A 22,056-nucleotide genomic window follows, 5' to 3' on the forward strand; every position below is an offset into this window, starting at 1 on the left:
TATCTACCTCTCCTTATACATGCTCTGATAGTATTGCTGGTACTCGCCTGAGGTTATGTCGTCCATCCACGATTGGTTCTGGAGGTACCAGCGGACCGTCTTTTCGATCCCCTCCTCGAACTGCAGGCTGGGCTGCCAGCCCAGCTCGTCTTTGAGTTTGCGCGAGTCGATGGCGTATCTCAGGTCGTGGCCCGCGCGGTCGGCGACATACGTGATCAGCTTTTCCGAAGCGCCTTCGGGATTGCCCAGCAGCCGGTCCACGGTTTTGACGATCACCCGTATCAGGTCGATGTTCTTCCATTCGTTGAAACCCCCGATGTTGTACGTGTCGGCGACCTTGCCCTTGTGGAAGATCACGTCGATGGCCCGCGCGTGGTCCTCGACGTAGAGCCAGTCGCGGACGTTCTCCCCGCGGCCGTACACGGGCAGCGGCCTTCGGTGGCGGATGTTGTTGATGAACAGCGGAATCAGCTTCTCCGGGAACTGGTAGGGCCCGTAGTTGTTCGAGCAGTTCGTAACCAGCGTCGGCATGCCGTACGTGTCGTGGTAGGCCCGCACGAAGTGGTCCGACGAAGCCTTCGACGCCGAGTAGGGGCTGTGCGGGTCGTACTTCGTCTCCTCGGTGAAGAACTCCTCCCCGAAAGGACCGCCGCCGCTCTCGCAGCCCGCAGGGTCCCCCGCGGGGCGGGTCAGCTCCAGCGCACCGTACACTTCGTCGGTCGAGATGTGGTAGAACAGCTTGCCCGCCCAATTGCCGTTCCAATGCTCCCGCGCAGCTTCGAGCAGCGACAGCGTGCCCATGACGTTCGTACGCGCGAAGGTGAACGGATCCCTGATCGAGCGGTCCACGTGGCTCTCGGCTGCGAGGTGGATCACCCCGTCGATGCCGTACTGCCGGAACAGTTCACGCATCGCCTCGAAGTCGCAGATGTCGCCCCTGACGAAAGTGTAGTTCGGCCGCTCCTCGATGTCTCGAAGGTTGGCGAGGTTGCCAGCATAGGTCAGCTTGTCGAGGTTGACGATCCGGTAATCGGGGTATTTGGTCACGAAAAGACGGACCACATGCGAGCCGATGAAGCCCGCGCCGCCCGTGATGAGGATAGTGCGTTGCATAGTGATTGGATTATTCGGCGAGTTGTTTCAGGCAGTAGATCATTGCCTCCCTCCAGTGGGGGATGTCCATCTGGAAGGTGGTCTTGATCTTGGTTTTGTCCAGCACCGAGTAGGCCGGGCGTGCGGCCTTGGTCGGGAATTCCGACGTGTGGCAGGGGATGATGTGGCATGAGTCGTGACCCGCAGCCGCGGCGATCTCCGTCGCGAAGTCGTACCACGAGCAGACGCCCTCGTCGGTGAAGTGGTACACGCCCTCGTTGCCCGCGTAGCGTTCCGACTCGATGATCGAGAAGATCGCAAGCGCCAAGTCCCCGGCGTAGGTCGGAGTGCCGATCTGGTCGAAGACCACCTGCAGCGTATCCCGCTCCGAAGTCAGACGCAGCATCGTCTTCAGGAAGTTGTGTCCGTACTCCGAATAGAGCCACGCCGTGCGGAAGATCAGATACCGGCACCCAGATGCCATGACGGCGCGTTCGCCCGCAAGCTTCGTACGCCCGTAGGCTCCCAGCGGCGAGGGAGCCGTATCCTCCCTGTAGGGCGTATGGGCCGTGCCGTCGAAGACGTAGTCCGTCGAGACGTGGAACAGCGTCGCGCCCGTCGCCTTGGCCGCCGCCGCGAGATTGCCCGCAGCCTTGTGGTTCAGCAGGTCCGCACGCGGTTCGTCCTCCTCGGCCCGCTCCACGTCGGTGTAGGCCGCGCAGTTTACGATAACGTCGATGCGCCGCTCCTCGACCGTTCGCAGGACGGCAGCCGCATCGGTGATGTCTAGTTCCGCGACATCCGTACAGAAGTAGTTGTGGGGCGAGACGCCGCCAAGACGCCGCAGGGCGCTGCCAAGCTGACCGTTCGCGCCCGTAATCAGGATATTAAGCATAATAGTCTTCGTTATAGTCGAACAGTTCCCCGGCCTCCGACAGCAGCGGGTGGGCGCTGTCCTTGGGCGAGAGGACGACATCTTCGGGGGCCAGACGCCAGTCGATGCCCAGCGACGGGTCGTTCCATGCAATGGCGCCCTCCGATTCGGGGGCGTAGGGGTTGTCGCACTTGTACTGGAACGTCGCTTCGTCGCTCAGCACGGCGAAGCCGTGCGCGAAGCCCCGCGGGATGAAGAACTGACGCTTGTTGTCTTCCGTCAGCTCCACCGCCACGTGGCGGCCGAACGTGGGGGAGCCACGGCGGATATCCACCGCGACGTCGAGCACGCGGCCCCGGACCACGCGGACCAGTTTCGACTGGGAGTACCGCCCTTTCTGGAAATGGAGGCCCCGCAGCACGCCGTAGCGTGAGTGCGATTCGTTGTCCTGCACGAAGCGCACGGGACGGACCTGTGCGTCGAAGCGGCGCTGCGAGTAGCTCTCGAAGAAGTAACCCCGCGCGTCGCCGAAAACCTCCGGCTCTAGAATAACCACGCCCTCTATGGCGGTTGTCAGAACTTTCATGGGATTATTTTTCGTCGAGGAGTTTCAAAAGGTATTGTCCGTACTGGTTCCTGAGCATCGGCTCGGCAAGTGCGCGCAGCTTGTCCGCCGTGATCCACCCGTTGCGGTAGGCGATGCCTTCCAGACAGGCGATCTTAAGTCCCTGACGCTTCTCGATGACCTCCACGAAGATCGAGGCCTCGGCCAAGGAGTCGTGCGTGCCCGTATCCAGCCACGCGAAGCCGCGCTGGAGCGTCTGCACCTTCAGCTCGCCGCTTTGCAGGAAACACTGGTTCACGCTCGTGATCTCAAGCTCCCCGCGGGCCGAGGGACGGATGCCCTTGGCCACATCCACGACCTTGTTCGGATAGAAGTACAGGCCCACGACTGCGTAGTTAGACTTCGGATGGGCGGGTTTCTCCTCGATCGAAAGGCAGTTGCCCTCATCGTCGAACTCCGCGACCCCGTAGCGGCCCGGATCGTCGACGCGGTAGCCGAAGACCGTGGCCTTGCCATCCTCCTCGGCCGTACGGACGGCCTCGCGAAGAAGACCCGTGAAACCGGAACCGTAGAAGATGTTGTCGCCAAGAACGAGGCACGCGGAATCGCCGCCGAGGAAATCCTCGCCGATCAGAAAAGCCTGTGCAAGACCGTCCGGAGATGGCTGTGCCGCGTAGTCGATACGCACGCCGTAGTCGGAGCCGTCGCCCAGCAGACGCCGGAAACCCGGAAGGTCCTCCGGAGTCGAGATCACGAGGATTTCGCGGATGCCCGCTAGAAGAAGCGCCGAGAGCGGGTAATAGACCATCGGCTTGTCGTAGACCGGAAGCAGCTGCTTGCTGACCCCCTTTGTGATCGGGTACAGCCGACTGCCGCTGCCGCCCGCCAAAATGATGCCTTTCATTATTCAAGTGAATTAATATGCGTTTTCATCCCGCTTCAGCGCATTCCACACCGTCAGGAGCATGATGCGTATATCCAGCAGCAGCGACCAGTTTTCGAGATACCAGATGTCGCGGCGCACGCGGCCCTCCATCTGGCTCAACTCGTGGGTCTCGCCGCGGTATCCCGTCACCTGCGCCCAGCCTGTGATGCCGGGCTTGATCAGGTGGCGCACCATGTATTTATTGACCAGCTTGGAGTAAAGCTCGGTGTGCTGGAGCATGTGGGGACGGGGACCGACGATCGACATCTCGCCTTTCAGCACGTTGATGAACTGGGGAAGCTCGTCGATGCTCGATTTGCGCAGGAAGCTGCCGAAACGGGTCTTGCGCGGATCGTTCTTCGTCGCCTGCACCCGGTCGGCCTCGTCGTTTACGCGCATCGACCGGAACTTGATGCAGCCGAACGTGCGGCCGTTTTCGCCGCTGCGCTCCTGAATGAAGAATACCGGGCCTTTCGAAGTCAGCTTGATGCCCAAGGCCACGAAGAGATAGACGAAGGGGAAGAGCGTGCAGAGGAAGACGCCGGATACCGTGACGTCGAACGCGCGTTTGACGAAGCGGTTCGAAACCTGCCGCAGCGGCTCTTCGCGGATATAGAGGATCGGTACGTTGCCCAGCAGTTCGAGGTTCATCGCGCGTTTCATGTAGTTGCGCAGGTTGGGCACATAGTAGAACCGCACGAAATTGTTTTCGCAGTAGTCCATGATCGGGAATATCTCTTCCAGATAGCGGTCGGTGGAGAGGCAGCAGTACACCTCGTTGACCGGGTGGCGTTTCAGCCACGGCAGGGCTTCGTCTACGCTGCCCAGACACGGGGTGTTGCCGGGCAGGGCCTTGTCGTCGTGGTTGCTGAAAAAACCGAGTACGCGGTAGCCGGTGCTGCTGTTGTCCACCATTTCGTGATACACCTCCAGCGCATTGTCCTTGCTGCCGACGATGATGACCCGCCGCGAGTTGCGTCCGTGTCCGCGGGTGATCTTGACCGCCATGCGGCAGATGTAGCGCCACAGCATCAGCGCGACGGTGAGCGATATGTAGAAGGCGCCGGTCAGCCGGAGCGGCAGCAGGCCGTAACTCCACACGGTCTGTATCAGTGTGAAGAATCCGATGTGGCAGAGTACGACGTAAAACACGCGGCGTATGATCTCCTCGTAGGGAACGATCCGCGAGGAGAGGATCACGCCGAACCATGAAAGTCCGGGGATGAAGCAGATGTTGAGACAGGCGAATATCTCCAGCGAGTGGGCGACGTATGCCGGCTGGGGAAACAGCGTCAGCGCGAATATCCAAGAAAGATTGAGTAGAAATAGATCACCGATAATTACAGGAAGCTTGATCAGCAGGGATTCCTGCATGACTTGTTTCATAAATCGAAAATTTAGAGGCGTTAATTTCCGTATTGAACGTATGTCGGATTACGTATGGATATAAAATGAATTGCTAATCTATCTTTGCGATGTATTTCAGCGGAATATAGGCCGTCAGGGCGGTTGCGACGTTGCGGATCGCCACGGCGACCTTGCTGTGTCCCTTGTGGCGGATGTAGCGGCCTTCGATTCCTGCGAACATGCCCTCCGTGACGCGTACCGGATCTCCCTTTTCCAGATCCACGTCCTGCGGCGCGACGATTTCGACGTGCTCGTTCTGCGTGGCGACGACGGCCATGAAGTCCTGCATCTGCCGCTCCGGAATCACCGTCGGCGATTTGCTTTCGCGGTCCATGATGTAGCGGATCGGCAGGGTGGTGGTCGCTTTTATCTCCCGCAGCCGGTCGGCCGACGTCCGGATGAACAGCAGGTTGTGGATCAGCGGTTCCCAGACCTTGCGTCTTTTGCCGCCGTAGGTCCGTTCGGCGAAGTGCATGGGTACGTAGCTCTCGATCCCGATACTGTCCAGATAGCTCTTTGCGGCCATTTCCCGGCTGTACGTGACGCGGATTGCGTACCATTGCTGTTCGTTTTGCGGCTCTTCACACATGGGCACACCTTGGGGACACCTCCGCAGACGGAGTGCGGTTGTCAGTCGTTTTGATTCGGTTTGTTGAAAAAACTTGCTCGCGTGCATTCCTACCCATAGGACCTGCACATCCTTTCGTCCGGTGCAAATATAAGCAATTTTCCCCATACGGCAACATCGCCGCAGGTCGATTCCGTTTGCAGCCTAAACAATAAAGGGCACAAAAAGGTCCGGAAATTCCGGATTCGCGCCTCTTTATGTCCTTTGTCGTACCGGCACGCACCAAACGGTGCATATCGGTTTTCCTTTCGGACGCAAAGTTAATCTTTTATTTTTAATTGGCAATAAACGGACGATTTTTTTTGATTTTTAGGCGAAAGAAGACTTCTTCGCCGGCCCGGCGGCCTGTTCGGCGTATTCGCGGCCGCCGCCGGGTGACGGGCGCCGGTCTGCCGCCCTTGCCGTGCCGATGCGGCGGGCCGTACGGCGCTGCGTCCGCACTTCCCTGCGCGGCCTGCGGCGCATTATCGGAACAGGGTGAACCTTTCGTTCCACTGGGCGCGTATCGTGTCGTAATAATAGCGCCACGGGGACGTCCGCAGGACGCGGCGCAGCCGCCAGCGGTTGTGTATGGGGCTGAACAGCTTGAAATAGAGCTTGGGCAGCGTCCGGGTCGGCATGGGGCGCATGGCGTATATTTCCCGCATGAAACGCTCCAGCATGCCTGCATCGCAGTCCGGCTCCGGAACTTCTGCGCCCAGATACCGGACGGCGGCGGCCGTCATCAGCGCTTCGAAACGGTCCAGCCGGTAGTCGGCCAGCGCCTTGTGGAACAGTTGCCGGTCGATTTCATGGCCGTGCCGCTCCAGAAAGCAGGCCCAGTCGCAGAGATGCCGGACGGCGATTCCCTCCTTCTGGTAGTGTACGGCCGCGTGGCGGAGCAGGTATATCGCGTTGAAGGTTGCCGGCGGGACGGCGATGTTTTCGCCGATTTCGCACACGCCCTCCTGCTCCAGCACTGCCGTCAGCAGGGCGTTCAGTTCCCGTTCGTTCCGGTTGCGCCGGACATTGAGAATGGTCCGGTGATTTTCGATCAGAATGCCGTCCCACGTATGGGACGAATGTTTCGGAACGTCGAAATAGGGCTGCGCCCCCATTTGCAGCAGCAGGCGGTCGCCTTCGTCGGAGGCCCCGAACAGGTAGATGTCGATGTCGCCGCACTCACGATGCGCCGGAACGGGGTAGTCCCTGCTCAGCCCCAGCCCCTTCAGTACGAGCATGCGGATGCCGTTTTCGGCGAAGGCTGCCGCCATCTTCGCGGTCTTTTCCTGCTGGCGGCGGTAGCGTTTCTCCTGCCTTTCGGCCGTCAAGGCCCAGCGGAGCCGAATATCCCGCGGCGGCCGTAGCTTTTCGGGCAGACGCTCCATGCCGTCTCCGATCACCGCGCATACGCCCTGATCGGCCGCCATGCGGAAGATGTCGTCCCATTGCCGTGCTGAGATTTTCCCGGTGACAGCCGGAGCGCAGTCCGGTTTCAGCCCGCTGCGCAGCAGCTGAAAGAAGTGGCGGGTATCGTTTTCCGAATACATAAGATGCTTTTGAGTGTTGCGGTGGTGTAGTGTCGTTGCCGTGCAAAGATAGCGGATTTCCGCAAATATTCAAGATCTTGCCGAACGGCCGGAGTTTTGCGGAGCGGGGCAAATGAAAAAACGTCCCGAATGATTCAGGACGTTTCGCCGAGTTTCGGACTCTTTTCTGTGATCCCGCTGGGGCTCGAACCCAGGACCCCAACATTAAAAGTGTTGTGCTCTACCAGCTGAGCTACGGAATCTCCGATACCAAGAGGGGTGTTTCCCGTTTTTGGTGGTGCAAATGTATAGAATATTTTTGTTTTACCAAAATAAAACGATATTTTTGTAGGCGTTTAAGTGAAAAAATTCAATTCTAAACTCATATTACCTATGTGTAAAGCGTTAATTATCGGTGCCGGAGGCGTCGGAACGGTCGTAACCCAAAAAATCGCCGCCAATCCCGTTTTTACGGACGTGATGCTGGCCAGCCGTACCAAATCCAAGTGCGACGCCGTTGCGGCGGCTATCGGCGGCGGCCGTGTCAAGACCGCGCAGGTCGATGCCGACAATGTGGCCGAATTGTGCGAACTCTTCCGCGCGTTCCGTCCCGACATCGTGGTCAACGTGGCCCTGCCTTATCAGGACCTGACGATCATGGACGCCTGCCTTGAATGCGGCTGCAACTACCTCGACACGGCCAATTACGAGCCCAAGGACGAGGCGCATTTCGAATATTCGTGGCAGTGGGCCTATCAGGACCGCTTCAAGGCCGCGGGGCTGACGGCGATCCTCGGCTGCGGCTTCGATCCGGGCGTTACGGCCATCTTCACGGCCTATGCCGCCAAGCACCATTTCGACGAGATTCATTACCTCGATATCGTGGACTGCAACGCCGGCAATCACGGCATGGCTTTCGCCACGAACTTCAACCCCGAAATCAACATCCGCGAGGTGACGCAGAAGGGCCGCTATTACGAAAACGGCGAATGGGTCGTCACCGAGCCGCACGAAATCCACCGTCCGCTCAACTATCCCGGCATCGGCGAGCGCGAATCCTACGTGATCTACCACGAGGAGCTTGAATCGCTCGTCAAGAACTATCCGACCATCAAGCGCGCCCGTTTCTGGATGACCTTCGGTCAGGAGTACCTCACGCACCTGCGCGTGATTCAGAATATCGGCATGGCGCGTATCGATCCGATCATCTACAACGGCGTCGAGATCGTCCCGATCCAGTTCCTCAAGGCGGTGCTGCCCGATCCCAAGTCGCTCGGCGCCAACTACCACGGCCAGACCTCGATCGGCTGCCGCATCCGGGGCGTCAAGGACGGCAAGGAACGCACCTATTATATCTATAACAACTGCGACCACGAGCAGGCTTTCAAGGAGACCGGCACGCAGGCCGTCAGCTTCACCACGGGCGTTCCCGCGGCGCTCGGCGCGTCGATGTGGGCCAAGGGCCTTTGGCGCGGCGCCGGCGTCTTCAACGTCGAGGAGTTCGATCCCGATCCGTTCTTGGCCGAGCTGGGCGAGCAGGGGCTGCCGTGGCACGAGCTTTTCGATACCGATATCGAGCTTTGATCCGCAGACCCGTTTCCGATATTCCCCGCAAGGTGCGACAATCCGCAAAGCGCGAACAGACGATTCTGTTTGCGCTTTTTTCATACCCGGCAGCGGCCCCTCCCCGGCGCAGATTTCCGCCGGGTTTTGTATTCAGATCGTGGCCCGTCCTGCTGGGGCTGAAGATTATCTCGGTGTGCACAGCCGACCGCGTCGTGGTCGTCGATAGATATTGAACCGGGGCGCGCTCCGCTATGCCGAATCGCGGTCCGATACCTCCGCCGCAGGTCCGCGCTTTTTCCGGAGGGAGATTTTTCCGGCTGAGTATGTATAATATATGATACAATTTTATTATCTTTGGCTGTCAATTAACCCACTTGATAGTTATGAAAATGAAATGTATCCTATGTACGTTAGGCGCGCTTGTGATGTGCACGGCGCCGGTTTTCGCACAAGCTGCGAATAAGCAAGAGAAATCGGAATTCAACCCGCACTGGTTTATGCAGGTGCAGGCCGGAGCGTCCTATACGCTCGGCGAAGGGCCTTTCGGCAAACTCGTATCGCCCGCCGCGGCATTGTCGGCCGGGTATCAGTTCTCGCCCGTCTGGGGGCTGCGTTTCGGCCTGAGCGGCTGGCAGAGCAAGGGCGCATGGGTGTCGCCCCAAACTACCTATCAGTATAAATACCTGCAGGGCAATGTCGAAGCCACGCTCGATCTGGCCAACCTTTTCGGCCGCTTCAATCCCCGCCGGACGGTCAATCCCTTCCTGTTCGCCGGTGTCGGCCTGAACGGAGCGTTCGACAACGACGAGGCCAACGCCCTGAACGACAGCGGCTATCGGCTGGGCAACATCTGGTCCGGAAGCAAAGTGTTCGTTGCGGGCCGTCTGGGTCTCGGCGTGAATTTCCGCTTGTCGGACTGTGTGCTGTTTGGGGTGGAGATGAATGCCAACATGCTCTCCGACAAGTACAACTCGAAGAAGGCCGGCAACCTCGACTGGCAGTTCAACGCGCTGGGCGGCTTCACGTTCCGCTTCGGCAAGAACCATAAGAAAGCCCGCACGGCGGCGGTCGTTCCCGCTCCGGCCCCGGCCCCTGCGCCGGAACCCGCTCCCGCTCCCGTCGAGGAGAAACCCGCGGTGAAGGAGACGCCTGCTCCGGCTCCTGCGGCCGTTGCCGAGCGACCGGCCGAGCTGCGTGAAAACATCTTCTTCCGGATCGGCTCGTCGCAGATCCGCACCACCGAAGAGGCCAAGGTCGGCGCGCTGGTCGAGTACCTGAAGGCCAATCCCGAAGCGAATGTCGAAATCCTCGGCTATGCCGATGCTGCGACCGGTTCGCATGCCGTCAATCTGAAAATTTCCAAGCTGCGCGCCGAGAGCGTCGCCGCCGCCCTGAAGAAGGCCGGTATCGCCGCCTCCCGCATCAGCGCCGAGGGCAGGGGAGACACCGCCCAGCCGTTCCCCGGCGTCGAGAAAAACCGCGTCAGCATCTGTATCGCGAAGTAGGGGACTGCACCCTTACCGGCTTGTAGCGGCTGTCTGACGACTCCCCGAAATTGAAAATCACCCCTGTCAGAACAAATTCTGACGGGGGTGAAATCGTAAGAATAGGACTTGTTGGACAGCCCGGCGGCCGGTTTCACATCATCTCCCTTATCGGCCTGTGTGCTTCCCGCATTCCTGTTCCGATTTGCCGCGTGCCGTCCGACGGCTAAGTATAAATACCTATTTGATGGCAATTCACACCCTGAGCCGTGCGGTTTTAGCAGGGAAATTGCTATTTTTGCAACTGTTTTGAAATAAAACGACTCGATGATTGACTTCTTGAAACTGCCTTCTCCGTGTTACGTCCTCGACGAAGAGTTGCTGGACCGTAATCTGGCGATAATCGACCGTGTGCGCCGCGAATCGGGCGCTGAAATTATCGTGGCTCTGAAGGCCTGCGCCATGTGGAGCATCTTTCCCGAACTGGCCCGCCACAGCGACGGCGCGACGGCCTCTTCCGCCGCCGAAGCGCGTCTTGTTTTCGAGGAGTTCGGCCGCCCCGCCCATACCTACGCCCCGGTCTATACCGACCGCAATATCGAAGAGATACTTCGCTGCAGCGACCATATCACCTTCAATTCCGTCGCCCAGTTCGAGCGTTTCGGACCGATGGCCCTGCTGCGCGGCATTTCGTGCGGACTGCGTATCAATCCCCAGTATTCGCCCGTCGAGACCGACCTCTACAACCCCTGCGTTCCGGGTTCGCGTCTGGGCGTTACGGCCGACCTCCTGAAGGAGCTGCCGGCGGGAATCGACGGTCTGCATTTCCACGTGCTCTGCGAGTCGCGTCCGCACCACCTGCGGCTGGCGCTCGAAGCCGTCGAAAAACACTTCGACCAATACCTCGACCGGATCAAATGGCTCAATATGGGCGGCGGCCACCTGATGACGCACGCCGAGTACGACTGCGACGAGCTGATCGCGCTGCTCCGGGAGTTCAAGGCCCGCCATCCGCACTTGCGGCTGATCCTCGAACCGGGCAGTGCATTTACTTGGCGCACAGGCTATCTGGTGTCGACAATTGAAGACTTGGTCGAGAACGCCGGCGTGCATACCGCCATGCTCGACGTGTCGTTCGCCTGCCATATGCCCGACTGCCTCGAAATGCCCTACAAACCGGCGATTGTCGGGGCGCACGAACCCGCCGAAGGCGAGAAGCGCTGGCGCATGGGCGGCACGAGCTGTCTTGCGGGCGACTATTACGGCGACTGGGCCTTCGACCATGAGCTGAAAGTGGGCGAGCGCATCGTTTTCGAAGATATGATCCACTATACGATGGTCAAAACCACGATGTTCAACGGCGTGGCGCATCCCGCCATCGTCATCGCCCGCCGCGACGGCCGCATCGACGTCGTCCGCGAATTCGGCTACGAGGACTTCAGGAACCGCATGTCGTAAATAACACAAACACAAATAAATGAAAGATTTTACACCTACTCCCTACACGCTTGAGTGCGTCGCCACGGGGCGCGAATTCGAAGATACGGGCTGGATGCTTGCCGATCCGCAGTGCAAGACGCCGTCGCTCGTGCGCGCCAAGTACGCCCGCAGGCAGCTCGAAGTGAAACCCGACGAATACGGTTTCTACAAATTCTGCGACTGGCTTCCCGTCCGCCGCATGCTCAAAGGCTCTTCGGCGCCCGTCACCTACAAGAGCAAGGGGCTTGCCCGGCACCTCGGACTTGAGAACCTCTACATAACCTTCAACGGCTACTATCCGGCCATCGGCGCCACGATGTCCACCTGCTCGTTCAAGGAGACCGAAGCTTTCTCGGTCTGCGCGCGTGCCGCCGAGGACGAAGAGCGCGTGCTGGTGGTGGCCTCGGCCGGCAATACGGCCCGCGCCTTCGCCAAGGTATGCTCCGACAACCACATCAAACTGCTGTTGTCGGTGCCTTACGACAATATCGAGGCCCTCTGGTTCGAGCATCCGCTCAACCCCTGCGTAAAACTCATTTCGTGCGAGAAGGGCGGCGACTATTTCGACGCCATCCACCTGAGCGACATCGCCCTTAAGGGCCCCGGCTTCTATGCCGAGGGCGGTGCGAAGAACATCGCCCGCCGCGACGGCATGGCCACGACGGTTCTTTCGGCCGTGACGACCATCGGCCGCATTCCCGACTACTATTTTCAGGCCGTGGGCAGCGGTACGGGAGCCATCGCCGCATGGGAAGCCAACATGCGCCTGATCGAGGACGGCCGCTTCGGTTCGAACACCATGAAACTCATGGTGTCGCAGAATGCGCCCTTCGTGCCGATGTACGACGCATGGCAGGCCGGTTCGCGCAAGATGCTGGCCTACGAGGATGACAAGGCGCGCCGCGATGCGGAGATCATCGACGCCAAAGTACTCTCGAACCGCCGTCCGCCGTACGGCATTACGGGCGGTCTGTACGACGCGCTGAAGGCTACCGGCGGCGAATTCTTCGTCGCCACCAACGCCATGGCCCGCAAGGCCCGCAAACTCTTCAAGGAGCTGGAGGGCGTCGATATCTACTCGGCGTCGGGCGTCGCGCTCGCGTCGCTTGTCAATGCGGTCGCCGCGGGCAAGATCGAGAAGGACGCCGTCGTCATGCTCAACATCACGGGCGGCGGCGAGGAGCATTTCAAGGAGGACAAGGAGCTGTGGTACCTCAAGCCGAGCCACGTTTTCCCGCTCGAACCCGACACGGACGACGTGGTCGCCAAGGTCGAGGCGCTGTTTGCGAAAAACATTGCAGAATAGTACGATACATAGATTGTCTGCACCTTCGGTTGCAGCGGTCGCCGATTGGTTCCGGGGAGAAAATTCTCCCCGGAATTTTTTTTGCAGGGTTTCCTCGGCGGGAGTGCGCTCCCGTTTCTCCGGACCTTTTTCGAACCGGCAGGGGATGCGGCCCTTCCCGGCTCGCGCCTTTCCCGATGCCGGCAGCTGCCGGTGCGGCGTGCTTCCCGCGGCTCGCCGCTTTGCGCCGGCGCTGACGGCCGTAAACGCGGATGCGGACCTACCCGCCCATGCCGCTCAGCCGGCGGCCGGGAGCGCATAAGCGCGCAATGTTGAAAAAGAAATGGCTGCAAAAGTCGGAAAGCTGCCGGAAAAAGTTACCTTTGCAGCGGTTTGAAAAGCGGGGGCGCAGCCGGACCCGCTTTCCGACCGCTGTAAATTATTTTATCAACCCAACAAAAAACAAGATGAAAAACATCCAAGCAAAGCAGACTCCCTGCTTCAGGCGTTGGAGCCGCAAAGGCTGGTCGGCCTTTGCGAGCCTGCACCGCCATGTAACCATCGGAGTCCTCGCCGCGACGATGTCGATCCTCTTGCTCGCGACGCAAAGTGCGTCTGCGCAGCATGCCGACACGGCCGCCGTCCTCCGTACGCTGAGGATCGACGAGGTCGGCATATCGGGCAGCCAGACTGCCCCGACGCGCAACGTACAGTCGCAAACCCCGCTTTTCGACCGGAAAGCACAGGCCGCAGCGCCCGTCCAGACTCTGGAGTCCGCCCTGCGCCTCGCACCTTCGGTTGATATCCGCGAACGCGGGGGCAAGGGCATGCAGGCCGACATCTTCATTCGGGGAGGCTCTTTCGACCAGACGATGGTCCTTCTCAACGGCATTGATTTTACGGACGCCCGCACCGGGCACCAGTCCCACTCGCTTCCGGTCGATCTCGACTGCATTTCGGCCGTCGATCTGCTGGACGGCGTGCCGGGCGTCGGGGCCTACGCCGGGGCGGTCAATATCCGCACGGCTCCCCTCAGGCCGACCTACCTGCGTTTCGAGGGTACGGGCGGCCAGCATGGCTACGCCTATGCCAACCTTTCGGGCGCCGTGACTGCGGGCCGCTTCTCGCTGCTCGCCGCAGGTTCCTACCGCCGCAGCGACGGCTACCGGCACAACACCGATTTCACCAACGGCAACGCCTTCCTGCGTGCGACCTACGAGACGCGGCGGCTCGGATTCTTCGATTTCCAAGCCGGCTGGCAGAACCGCGGCTTCGGCTCCAACGGTTTCTATGCGGCCTACAATCCCGACCAGTGGGAGGGCACCTCCACTTCGCTGGCGTCGCTGCGGTGGCTCAGGCAGGCCGGACGCTTCTCGCTGGGGGCCTCGGCGAGCTACCGCAAGAATTTCGACCGCTACGACTGGACGCGCGGCACAGTGATGAACCGCCATAATACCGACAATGCGGGCGCGCGGCTCTGGACCGACTTCGATTGGGCCGGCGGTACGACCTCGCTCGGCGGCGACTATGCCTTCAACCATATCTACAGCACCAATCTCGGTGAAAAGCTCTCCGTACCGCACGGCCATTACACGCATGCCAAGGCCCGCCATACGGGCAACGTCTGGCTGCGTCACGCCAAGCAGTGGCGGCGCTTCGATGCGGCCGCTTCGGCCGGCGTCAGCCTGACGCCTTACGGCACTTCGGCGTTGTGGAACGTTTCGGGCGGTTGGCGACCCGCTGCGGGACTGCATCTGGCAGTCGGGGCGTCGCAGTCGATGCGTCTGCCTACCTTCACCGATCTCTATTACTCCTCGCCGGCGCAGATCAACAACCTCGACCTGATTCCGGAAAAGGCTGTGACATACCGCATTGAAGCCGATTATGTAAAGGGCCGCTGGAACGCTTCGCTGCGCACCTACTACCGTGCCGGACGCGACATCATCGACTGGGTGTGGCGCGAGGATATGGACGGCAAGTGGCACTCCGAGCAGACCAGCCGTCTCGATACCTACGGTGTCGAGCTGACGGGCGGCTATGCCGCCGCCGAAGGTTTCCTGCGGCGTGCGACGCTCTCTTACGGCTACATCACGACCGACCGCAATACGGAGGTCGTCGCCCGCAGCGCCATGGACTTCATGAAGCACAAGGCTGCATTGGCCGTCGAAGTGCGTTTCCTGCGCCGCATGTCGCTGGCGCTGACCGCTTCGGTTTACGACCGCAACGGCAGTTATACGGACTATCCGACGCCGGGCGACGCTTCCGTTTCTCAGGTGCGCGACTACGAACCCTATTTCCTGCTCGACGGCCGTCTGTCGTGGGGAAAAGGCGTCTGCCGGCTCTATGTCGATGCCACGAACATCACCGATACTCGTTACTGCGATCTGGGCGGCATCCGCCTGCCCGGCGCATGGGTCACGGGCGGCGTGGTGCTGACCATCGGCCGCTGACCTCTCTCCGGCCGCGCTCCCGCCCGCCGCATAAGGCGCGGGAACCCGGTCGCTCTCCTTTTTCCGGCTGCAATCCTGCCCGTCGCCTCGTGCGGCGGGCTTTTTTGTCGCCGGGCGGCTTTCCCCGGCGGGACCCTCCTTCGGCGGTTTTCTCCGGCGGCTGCGGACGCCCGCTTTTGTACGATAATTCCCCGATGGTGTCATTTCAGCATGTGAACCTCCTTTTTTCCTTACGAATTTTTCAGTTTTGTCCGGGTTTTTCTTATCTTTGAAAAGAAGAATCAATATAACCGCACAACATATGGAAAAGCGTATCGTGGAATGCGTCCCCAACTTCAGCGAGGGACGCGACAAGGCAGTAATCGGCCGGATCGTATCGGCCATCGAAACCTCCGGGGGCGTCAAAGTGCTGGACGTCGATCCCGGCGAAGCGACCAACCGCACCGTTGTCACGTTCGTCGGCTCGCCCGAAGCCGTCGTCGAAGCGGCTTTCGCGGGGGTGAAAAAGGCCGCCGAGCTGATCGACATGCGCAAACACAAGGGGGCGCATCCGCGCATGGGCGCTACGGACGTGCTGCCGCTGATCCCGATCGCGGGCATCACGCTCGAAGAGTGCGCCGAACTGGCCCGCAAACTGGCCGAGCGTATCGCCGGGGAACTGCATGTCCCGACCTATTGTTACGAAGCCGCGGCGTTTACGCCCCGGCGACGCAATCTGGCCGTCTGCCGCGAAGGGGAATACGAGGCGCTGCCCGAAAAGCTGGCGCACGAGGAGTCGGCGCCCGATTTCGGGGCGCGTCCGTTCGACGAGGGGGTAGCCCGCACGGGCGCCACGACCGTCGGTGCGCGCGATTTCCTGATCGCCGTGAATTTCAACCTCAATACCACCTCCACGCGCCGCGCCAACGCCATCGCCTTCGACGTGCGCGAAAAGGGCCGTCCCGTCCGCGAGGGCAATCCGATCACGGGCAAGGTGGTCAGGGATGCCGACGGCAATCCTCTGATGCGGCCGGGTACGCTCCGGGCGACCAAGGCTATCGGCTGGTTTATCGAGGAGTACGGCATCGCGCAGGTTTCGATGAACATCACCGACATCGCCGTAACGCCGCTACATGTCGCTTTCGACGAGGTGTGCCGCAAGGCCGATGCCCGCGGCGTGCGCGTGACGGGCACCGAAATCGTGGGGCTGGTGCCGAAACGCGCCCTGCTGGAAGCGGGGCGGTATTTCCTCCGCAAACAACAGCGTTCGGCGGGCATCGCCGAGGAGGAGATCGTCCGCATCGCCGTCAAGTCGATGGGGCTGGACGACCTGAAACCCTTCGATCCCAAGGAAAAAGTGATCGAATACCTGCTTGAAGCGGAGGATCAGAAGAAGCGGCTTATCGACATGACCTGCAAAGGGTTCGCTGAGGAGACGGCGAGCGAATCGCCCGCTCCGGGCGGCGGTTCCATCGCGGCCTATATGGGCGCGCTGGGCGCGGCCCTCGGCACGATGGTAGCCAACCTCTCGTCGCACAAGGCGGGCTGGGACGACCGCTGGGAGGAGTTCTCCGGCTGGGCCGAGAAGGGGCAGGCGTTGCTGCGCGAGCTGCTGCATCTGGTGGACGAAGACACTGCGGCGTTCAACCGCATCATGGACGTTTTCGCCATGCCCAAATCGACCGACGAGGAGAAGGCGGCCCGCAGTGCGGCTTTGCAGGCGGCGACGCTCTACGCCACGCAGGTTCCGCTGCGGACGATGAAAACGGCGTTCGAGGTCTTTGCGATCGTGCGCGCCATGGCCGCCGAAGGCAATCCCAATTCGGTCTCCGATGCGGGCGTCGGCGCGCTTGCGGCCCGCAGCGCGGTGCTGGGGGCGTGTCTCAACGTCAAGATCAATGCCGCCGGCCTGAAAGACCGGGCCGCGGCCGACGCGCTCGTCGCTGAGGCGAACGCCGTTGCCGCCGCCGCCGAACGGGCCGAGCGCGAAGTGCTGGAAATCGTAGAACGTAAAATCTGAACCATATGACACTGCAAGAGTTCCAAAACGATATTTGTGCGGGTATTCCCGACCGGCTGCCCGCCGCGAAACCTTATGACAGGCAAATCAACCACGCTCCCAAGCGCAAGGAGATTCTGACGCCTGAGGAGCAGGTGCTGGCGATCAAAAACGCCCTGCGTTACTTTCCCGCCAAACACCACGCCCTGCTGGCCAAGGAGTTTGCCGAGGAGCTGCGCAAATACGGGCGTATTTATATGTACCGCCTGCGTCCCGATTACGAGATGTACGCCCGACCGATCGACCAATACCCCTGCAAGTGCCGTCAGGCCGCGGCGATCATGCTGATGATCCAGAACAACCTCGACAAGGCCGTGGCCCAGCATCCGCACGAGCTGATCACCTACGGCGGCAACGGCGCGGTATTCCAGAACTGGGCGCAGTACCGCCTGACGATGAAATACCTCTCGGAGATGACCGACAGCCAGACGCTGGCGATGTATTCGGGCCATCCGCTGGGGCTGTTCCCGTCGCACCCCGACGCTCCGCGCGTGGTGGTGACCAACGGCATGGTGATTCCCAACTACTCGAAACCCGACGACTGGGAGCGCATGAACGCCCTCGGCGTGTCGCAGTACGGACAGATGACCGCGGGTTCCTATATGTATATCGGGCCGCAGGGCATCGTTCACGGGACGACGATCACGGTGATGAACGCCGCCCGCAAACGCTTCACCGCCGATCGCCGCGACGCTCGCGGCATGCTCTTCGTCTCGTCGGGACTGGGCGGCATGTCGGGCGCGCAGCCCAAGGCGGGGACCATTTCGGGCGTGGTGAGCGTCATCGCCGAGATCAACCCCAAGGCGGCGCAGAAGCGTTACGAGCAGGGCTGGGTCGATGAACTGCACCATTCGCTCGACGAGCTGATTCCCCGCATCCGCCGGGCCTGCCGGGAGCGCGAAGCGGTTTCGATGGCCTATGTGGGCAATGTCGTGGACCTTTGGGAGCGGCTCGCCGCCGAAGAGATTCCGGTGGATCTGGGTTCCGATCAGACTTCGCTGCATAATCCGTGGGCGGGCGGCTATTATCCGGTGGACGTGAGCTACGAGGCTTCGAACAAGATGATGGCCGAGGAGCCTGCCCGTTTCCGCGAATGCGTGCAGGAGTCGCTGCGCCGTCAGGTCGATGCGATCAATAAGCTGACGGCTCGCGGCATGTACTTCTTCGATTACGGAAACGCCTTCCTGCTGGAGGCTTCGCGCGCCGGAGCCGCCGTGATGGGCGAGGGCGGCCGGTTCCGTTATCCCTCCTACGTGCAGGACATCATGGGACCGATGTTCTTCGACTACGGCTTCGGACCTTTCCGCTGGGTCTGCACGTCGGGAAAACCCGAAGACCTCGAACTTACCGACCGCCTCGCGGCCGAAGTGCTGGAGGAGATCCGCCGCACGGCTCCCGCCGAAATCGCGGGCCAGCTCGACGACAACATCCACTGGATCCGCGAAGCGGGCCGCAATCGGCTCGTCATCGGTTCGCAGGCCCGTATCCTCTATGCGGACAGCGAAGGCCGCACGAAAATCGCGCAGGCTTTCAACCGGGCCATCGCCGACGGACGCCTTACGGCTCCCGTGGTGCTGGGCCGCGACCACCACGACGTTTCGGGCACCGATTCGCCCTACCGCGAGACCTCGAACATCTACGACGGGTCGAACCTTACGGCCGACATGGCCGTGCAGAACGTCATCGGCGGCTCGTTCCGCGGTGCAACGTGGGTCTCGATCCACAACGGCGGCGGCGTAGGCTGGGGCGAGGTGATAAACGGCGGCTTCGGCATGGTGATCGACGGTTCGGAAGCTTCCGACCGCCGCATCCGCGAAATGCTGCTGTGGGACGTGAACAACGGCATCGCCCGCCGCAGCTGGGCGCGCAACGAGGGGGCTGTGTCGGCGATCCGGCGCGAGATGGAGCGCACGCCCGGCCTGCAGGTGACGCTGCCCAATGCCGCCGACGAAGAAATGATACGCAATGTCTTGAAAGAAAACGAATAAACAAGGATTACCTCATATGGAACATCATCTTATCTCCGCGCAGCATCTTTCGATCGACCGCATCCGCGAAATCCTCTTCCGCCGTCTGCCGCTGGCCCTGAGCGACGATGCCCGCGCACGCATCGTCCGCTGCCGCGAATACCTCGACCGCAAGATGGAAAACCCCGAACGCCCGGTTTACGGCATCACCACCGGTTTCGGATCGTTGTGCGACATTTCGGTAGGGTATGACGAGCTGGCCCAGCTGCAGAAGAACCTCGTCATGTCGCACGCCTGCGGGACGGGCGAGCGCGTCCCCTCCGAGATCGTGAAACTGATCCTTCTGCTCAAGATACAGTCGCTCTCCTACGGCCATTCCGGCGTGCAGCTGGCGACCGTGGAGCGGCTGATCGACTTTTTCAACAACGACGTACTGCCCGTGGTCTATCAGCAGGGGTCGCTCGGCGCTTCGGGCGACTTGGCGCCGCTGGCGCATATGAGCCTGCCGCTGCTGGGACTGGGCGAAGTGGAGTGCGAAGGCCGTGTCCGGCCTGCCGCCGAGGTGCTGGCCGAGCGGGGCTGGCAGCCGATCCGGCTCGAATCCAAGGAGGGGCTGGCCCTGCTCAACGGCACCCAGTTCATGAGCGCATACGGCGTCTGGTCGCTGATCGGGGCGCGCCGCCTGAGCGAGTGGGCCGACCGCATCGGCGCGCTGTCGCTCGACGCTTTCGACGGCCGCATCGAACCCTTCTGCGACGAGGTGCATCTGATCCGCGCGCACAAGGGCCAGCTCACCACGGCCCGCAACATCCGCCGTCTGCTCGAAGGCAGCGAGCTGATCGCCCGTCCGAAGAAGCATGTGCAGGATCCCTACTCCTTCCGCTGCATCCCGCAGGTGCACGGGGCGTCGAAAGACACGATCGACTATGTGGAGGGCGTGCTGACGACCGAAATCAACAGCACCACCGACAATCCGACGGTCTTCCCCGAAGAGGATATGGTCGTCTCGGCGGGCAATTTCCACGGTCAGCCCATCGCGCTGGCGATGGACTTTCTGGCCATCGCGCTCGCGGAGTTGGGCAGCATCTCCGAACGCCGCACCTACAAACTGATCTCCGGTGCGCGCGAGTTGCCGGCCTTCCTCGTCGCCAAGCCGGGGCTGAACAGCGGCTTCATGATTCCCCAGTACACGGCGGCCTCGATCGTCAGCCAGTCGAAGGGGCTCTGCATGCCTGCGTCGGTCGATTCGATCCCCTCGTCGCAGGGGCAGGAGGACCATGTGAGCATGGGGTCCAACGCCGCGACCAAACTCTACCGCGTGGTGTGCAACACCGAACGGGTGCTGGCCATCGAGCTTTTCAACGCCGCGCAGGCGCTCGAATTCCGCCGTCCGGCGCGCTCGTCGGAGACGCTCGAACGTCTCGTCGCCGAATACCGCAAAGAGGTGCCCTTCATCGACAACGATTCGGTGATGTACCCGCATATCGAATCATCCATCCGATTCATCCGCAAATCATGAGACTTCTGGTAAAGAACATCGGCAAAATCGTCGGTATCGAGACCGCCGGACGGCTTCGGCTCTGCGGCGGGGAGATGGACCGCTTGGAGACGCTCGACGATGCGTGGCTGCTGGCCGACGACGGCCGGATCGCCGCATTCGGGCGCATGGAGACGCTCGGTGAAATGGCCGCGGACAGGACCGTTGACGCCGAAGGGGGCATGCTCTTCCCATCGTTCTGCGACTCCCACACGCATCTGGTCTATGCCGGAAGCCGCGAACGGGAGTTTCTCGACAAGATCAACGGCCTGAGCTACGAGGAGATAGCCCGCCGCGGCGGGGGCATCCTCAATTCGGCCGACCTGCTGCACGAAACTTCGGAAGAGGAGCTCTACGCGCAGGCGATGGAGCGCGTGCGCGAGATCGCCGCGAAGGGAACGGGCTGCGTCGAGATCAAGAGCGGCTACGGCCTGACGACCGAAGACGAGCTGAAGATGCTGCGCGTCATCCGCCGCATCCGCGAGACGGCTCCGCTGGCCGTGCGCGCCACGTTCCTCGGCGCGCATGCCGTACCTCGGAGCTATATCGGCCGGCAGGAGGAGTACGTGGAGCTGGTCTGCAACGAAATGCTTCCAGCCGTGGCGGCCGGGAAACTGGCCGATTTCGTCGATGTCTTCTGCGACGAAGGGTTCTTTACCGTGGAACAGACGGCCCGCATCATGAAAGCCGGACGCAAGCTGGGCATGCAGCCGAAGATTCACGCCAACGAACTGGCCGTTTCGGGCGGCGTGCAGGTGGGCGTGGAGTACGACGCCCTCTCGGTCGATCACCTCGAACGCATGGGCGAAGCGGAGATTCGGGCGCTGCGCGGCGCGGTGACCTCTCCGACGATGCTGCCCGGCGCGGCGTTCTTCCTCGGCATGAGCTATCCGCCGGCCCGCGAGATGATCCGCGCGGGGCTGGGCGTGGCGCTGGCTTCGGACTACAATCCCGGCTCGTCGCCTTCGGGCGATATGCGCATGGTCGTATCGCTGGCCTGCATCCGCATGAAGATGACCCCGGCCGAAGCGATCAACGCCGCGACGCTCAACGGCGCCTACGCCATGGGCCTGAGCCGCAGCTACGGTTCCGTTACTGTAGGTAAAGTCGCCAATTTCTTCATCACCAAACCGATACCTTCGGTCGAATTCTTGCCTTATGCCTATACGACGCCGCTCATCCGCCGGGTATTCCTGCGCGGCGAGGAGTATGTGGCGTAGTTTTTGACCCGGAGGGATTCGTATGCGATTA

Annotated in this window: 16 protein-coding genes and 1 tRNA gene; 9 read left to right on the top strand and 8 right to left on the bottom strand. The window is 61.3% G+C overall.

The features are described 5' to 3' along the window. Positions 1-3: 3 nt before the first annotated feature. The 8 genes from rfbB to ALFI_RS14720 all read right to left on the bottom strand — a co-directional run bounded on the left by rfbB (position 4) and on the right by ALFI_RS14720 (position 7,262). The gene (gene rfbB / locus ALFI_RS14685) at positions 4-1,113 is read right to left on the bottom strand and encodes a dTDP-glucose 4,6-dehydratase (RefSeq protein ID WP_014776387.1); all 1,110 of its coding nucleotides are present in this window, start codon (positions 1,111-1,113) and stop codon (positions 4-6) included. Positions 1,114-1,123: 10 nt separating this feature from the next. Continuing rightward, positions 1,124-1,987 (bottom strand): dTDP-4-dehydrorhamnose reductase, encoded by an 864-nt coding sequence (gene rfbD, locus ALFI_RS14690; RefSeq protein WP_014776388.1) that lies wholly within the window; start codon positions 1,985-1,987, stop codon positions 1,124-1,126. Continuing rightward, positions 1,980-2,552 (bottom strand): dTDP-4-dehydrorhamnose 3,5-epimerase, encoded by a 573-nt coding sequence (gene rfbC / locus ALFI_RS14695; protein WP_014776389.1) that lies wholly within the window; start codon positions 2,550-2,552, stop codon positions 1,980-1,982. The genes rfbD and rfbC overlap by 8 nt, the downstream gene beginning before the upstream one ends. A gap of 4 nt (positions 2,553-2,556) precedes the next feature. Continuing rightward, positions 2,557-3,435: a glucose-1-phosphate thymidylyltransferase RfbA gene (rfbA, locus tag ALFI_RS14700; RefSeq protein WP_014776390.1), complete on the bottom strand. Its 879-nt coding sequence runs from the start codon at positions 3,433-3,435 to the stop codon at positions 2,557-2,559. Between the two features lie 12 nt (positions 3,436-3,447). Beyond that, entirely contained in the window at positions 3,448-4,842 is a 1,395-nt protein-coding gene (locus tag ALFI_RS14705) for an undecaprenyl-phosphate glucose phosphotransferase (protein ID WP_014776391.1), read from the bottom strand. 73 nt (positions 4,843-4,915) lie between these two features. Beyond that, positions 4,916-5,452 carry a UpxY family transcription antiterminator gene (locus tag ALFI_RS14710; RefSeq protein ID WP_014776392.1) on the bottom strand — a complete coding sequence of 179 codons (537 nt, stop codon included), beginning with the start codon at positions 5,450-5,452 and terminating at the stop codon, positions 4,916-4,918. 503 nt (positions 5,453-5,955) lie between these two features. Continuing rightward, positions 5,956-7,020, bottom strand: coding sequence for a nucleotidyltransferase domain-containing protein (locus ALFI_RS14715; protein WP_014776393.1), 1,065 nt, complete (start codon positions 7,018-7,020; stop codon positions 5,956-5,958). Positions 7,021-7,189: 169 nt separating this feature from the next. Further along, positions 7,190-7,262: transfer RNA gene (locus ALFI_RS14720), tRNA-Lys, on the bottom strand. Between the two features lie 130 nt (positions 7,263-7,392). Here ALFI_RS14720 and ALFI_RS14725 point away from each other — a divergent pair. The 9 genes from ALFI_RS14725 to hutI all read left to right on the top strand — a co-directional run bounded on the left by ALFI_RS14725 (position 7,393) and on the right by hutI (position 22,025). Further along, positions 7,393-8,583: a saccharopine dehydrogenase family protein gene (locus tag ALFI_RS14725; RefSeq protein WP_014776394.1), complete on the top strand. Its 1,191-nt coding sequence runs from the start codon at positions 7,393-7,395 to the stop codon at positions 8,581-8,583. Positions 8,584-8,948: 365 nt separating this feature from the next. After that, a complete protein-coding gene (locus ALFI_RS14730) occupies positions 8,949-10,070 on the top strand; it encodes an OmpA family protein (protein WP_014776395.1) in 1,122 nt (373 codons plus the stop codon). A 306-nt stretch (positions 10,071-10,376) separates the two neighbouring features. Continuing rightward, a complete protein-coding gene (gene nspC, locus ALFI_RS14735; RefSeq protein WP_014776396.1) occupies positions 10,377-11,507 on the top strand; it encodes a carboxynorspermidine decarboxylase in 1,131 nt (376 codons plus the stop codon). Between the two features lie 19 nt (positions 11,508-11,526). Then, the gene (locus ALFI_RS14740; RefSeq protein WP_014776397.1) at positions 11,527-12,834 is read left to right on the top strand and encodes a cysteate synthase; all 1,308 of its coding nucleotides are present in this window, start codon (positions 11,527-11,529) and stop codon (positions 12,832-12,834) included. Positions 12,835-13,280: 446 nt separating this feature from the next. After that, on the top strand, positions 13,281-15,263 hold the full coding sequence (locus ALFI_RS14745) for a TonB-dependent receptor plug domain-containing protein (RefSeq protein ID WP_014776398.1): 1,983 nt from the start codon (positions 13,281-13,283) through the stop codon (positions 15,261-15,263). 301 nt (positions 15,264-15,564) lie between these two features. After that, a complete protein-coding gene (gene ftcD / locus ALFI_RS14750) occupies positions 15,565-17,262 on the top strand; it encodes a glutamate formimidoyltransferase (RefSeq protein WP_014776399.1) in 1,698 nt (565 codons plus the stop codon). Positions 17,263-17,267: 5 nt separating this feature from the next. After that, a complete protein-coding gene (locus tag ALFI_RS14755; RefSeq protein ID WP_014776400.1) occupies positions 17,268-19,289 on the top strand; it encodes a urocanate hydratase in 2,022 nt (673 codons plus the stop codon). 16 nt (positions 19,290-19,305) lie between these two features. Beyond that, positions 19,306-20,787 carry a histidine ammonia-lyase gene (hutH, locus tag ALFI_RS14760; protein ID WP_014776401.1) on the top strand — a complete coding sequence of 494 codons (1,482 nt, stop codon included), beginning with the start codon at positions 19,306-19,308 and terminating at the stop codon, positions 20,785-20,787. Further along, positions 20,784-22,025, top strand: coding sequence for an imidazolonepropionase (hutI, locus tag ALFI_RS14765; RefSeq protein WP_014776402.1), 1,242 nt, complete (start codon positions 20,784-20,786; stop codon positions 22,023-22,025). The genes hutH and hutI overlap by 4 nt, the downstream gene beginning before the upstream one ends. Positions 22,026-22,056 lie beyond the last annotated feature (31 nt).

Origin of the sequence: Alistipes finegoldii DSM 17242 (genome assembly GCF_000265365.1) — a bacterium.
In the GTDB taxonomy this organism is placed as follows: Bacteria; Bacteroidota; Bacteroidia; order Bacteroidales; family Rikenellaceae; genus Alistipes; species Alistipes finegoldii.

Bases quoted from the DNA above. Each gene is read 5' to 3' on its own strand.
- rfbB (WP_014776387.1), bottom strand. From the start codon at position 1,113: ATGCAACGCACTATCCTCATCACGGGCGGCGCGGGCTTCATCGGCTCG.
- rfbD (WP_014776388.1), bottom strand. From the start codon at position 1,987: ATGCTTAATATCCTGATTACGGGCGCGAACGGTCAGCTTGGCAGCGCC.
- rfbC (WP_014776389.1), bottom strand. From the start codon at position 2,552: ATGAAAGTTCTGACAACCGCCATAGAGGGCGTGGTTATTCTAGAGCCG.
- rfbA (WP_014776390.1), bottom strand. From the start codon at position 3,435: ATGAAAGGCATCATTTTGGCGGGCGGCAGCGGCAGTCGGCTGTACCCG.
- ALFI_RS14705 (WP_014776391.1), bottom strand. From the start codon at position 4,842: ATGAAACAAGTCATGCAGGAATCCCTGCTGATCAAGCTTCCTGTAATT.
- ALFI_RS14710 (WP_014776392.1), bottom strand. From the start codon at position 5,452: ATGTGTGAAGAGCCGCAAAACGAACAGCAATGGTACGCAATCCGCGTC.
- ALFI_RS14715 (WP_014776393.1), bottom strand. From the start codon at position 7,020: ATGTATTCGGAAAACGATACCCGCCACTTCTTTCAGCTGCTGCGCAGC.
- ALFI_RS14725 (WP_014776394.1), top strand. From the start codon at position 7,393: ATGTGTAAAGCGTTAATTATCGGTGCCGGAGGCGTCGGAACGGTCGTA.
- ALFI_RS14730 (WP_014776395.1), top strand. From the start codon at position 8,949: ATGAAAATGAAATGTATCCTATGTACGTTAGGCGCGCTTGTGATGTGC.
- nspC (WP_014776396.1), top strand. From the start codon at position 10,377: ATGATTGACTTCTTGAAACTGCCTTCTCCGTGTTACGTCCTCGACGAA.
- ALFI_RS14740 (WP_014776397.1), top strand. From the start codon at position 11,527: ATGAAAGATTTTACACCTACTCCCTACACGCTTGAGTGCGTCGCCACG.
- ALFI_RS14745 (WP_014776398.1), top strand. From the start codon at position 13,281: ATGAAAAACATCCAAGCAAAGCAGACTCCCTGCTTCAGGCGTTGGAGC.
- ftcD (WP_014776399.1), top strand. From the start codon at position 15,565: ATGGAAAAGCGTATCGTGGAATGCGTCCCCAACTTCAGCGAGGGACGC.
- ALFI_RS14755 (WP_014776400.1), top strand. From the start codon at position 17,268: ATGACACTGCAAGAGTTCCAAAACGATATTTGTGCGGGTATTCCCGAC.
- hutH (WP_014776401.1), top strand. From the start codon at position 19,306: ATGGAACATCATCTTATCTCCGCGCAGCATCTTTCGATCGACCGCATC.
- hutI (WP_014776402.1), top strand. From the start codon at position 20,784: ATGAGACTTCTGGTAAAGAACATCGGCAAAATCGTCGGTATCGAGACC.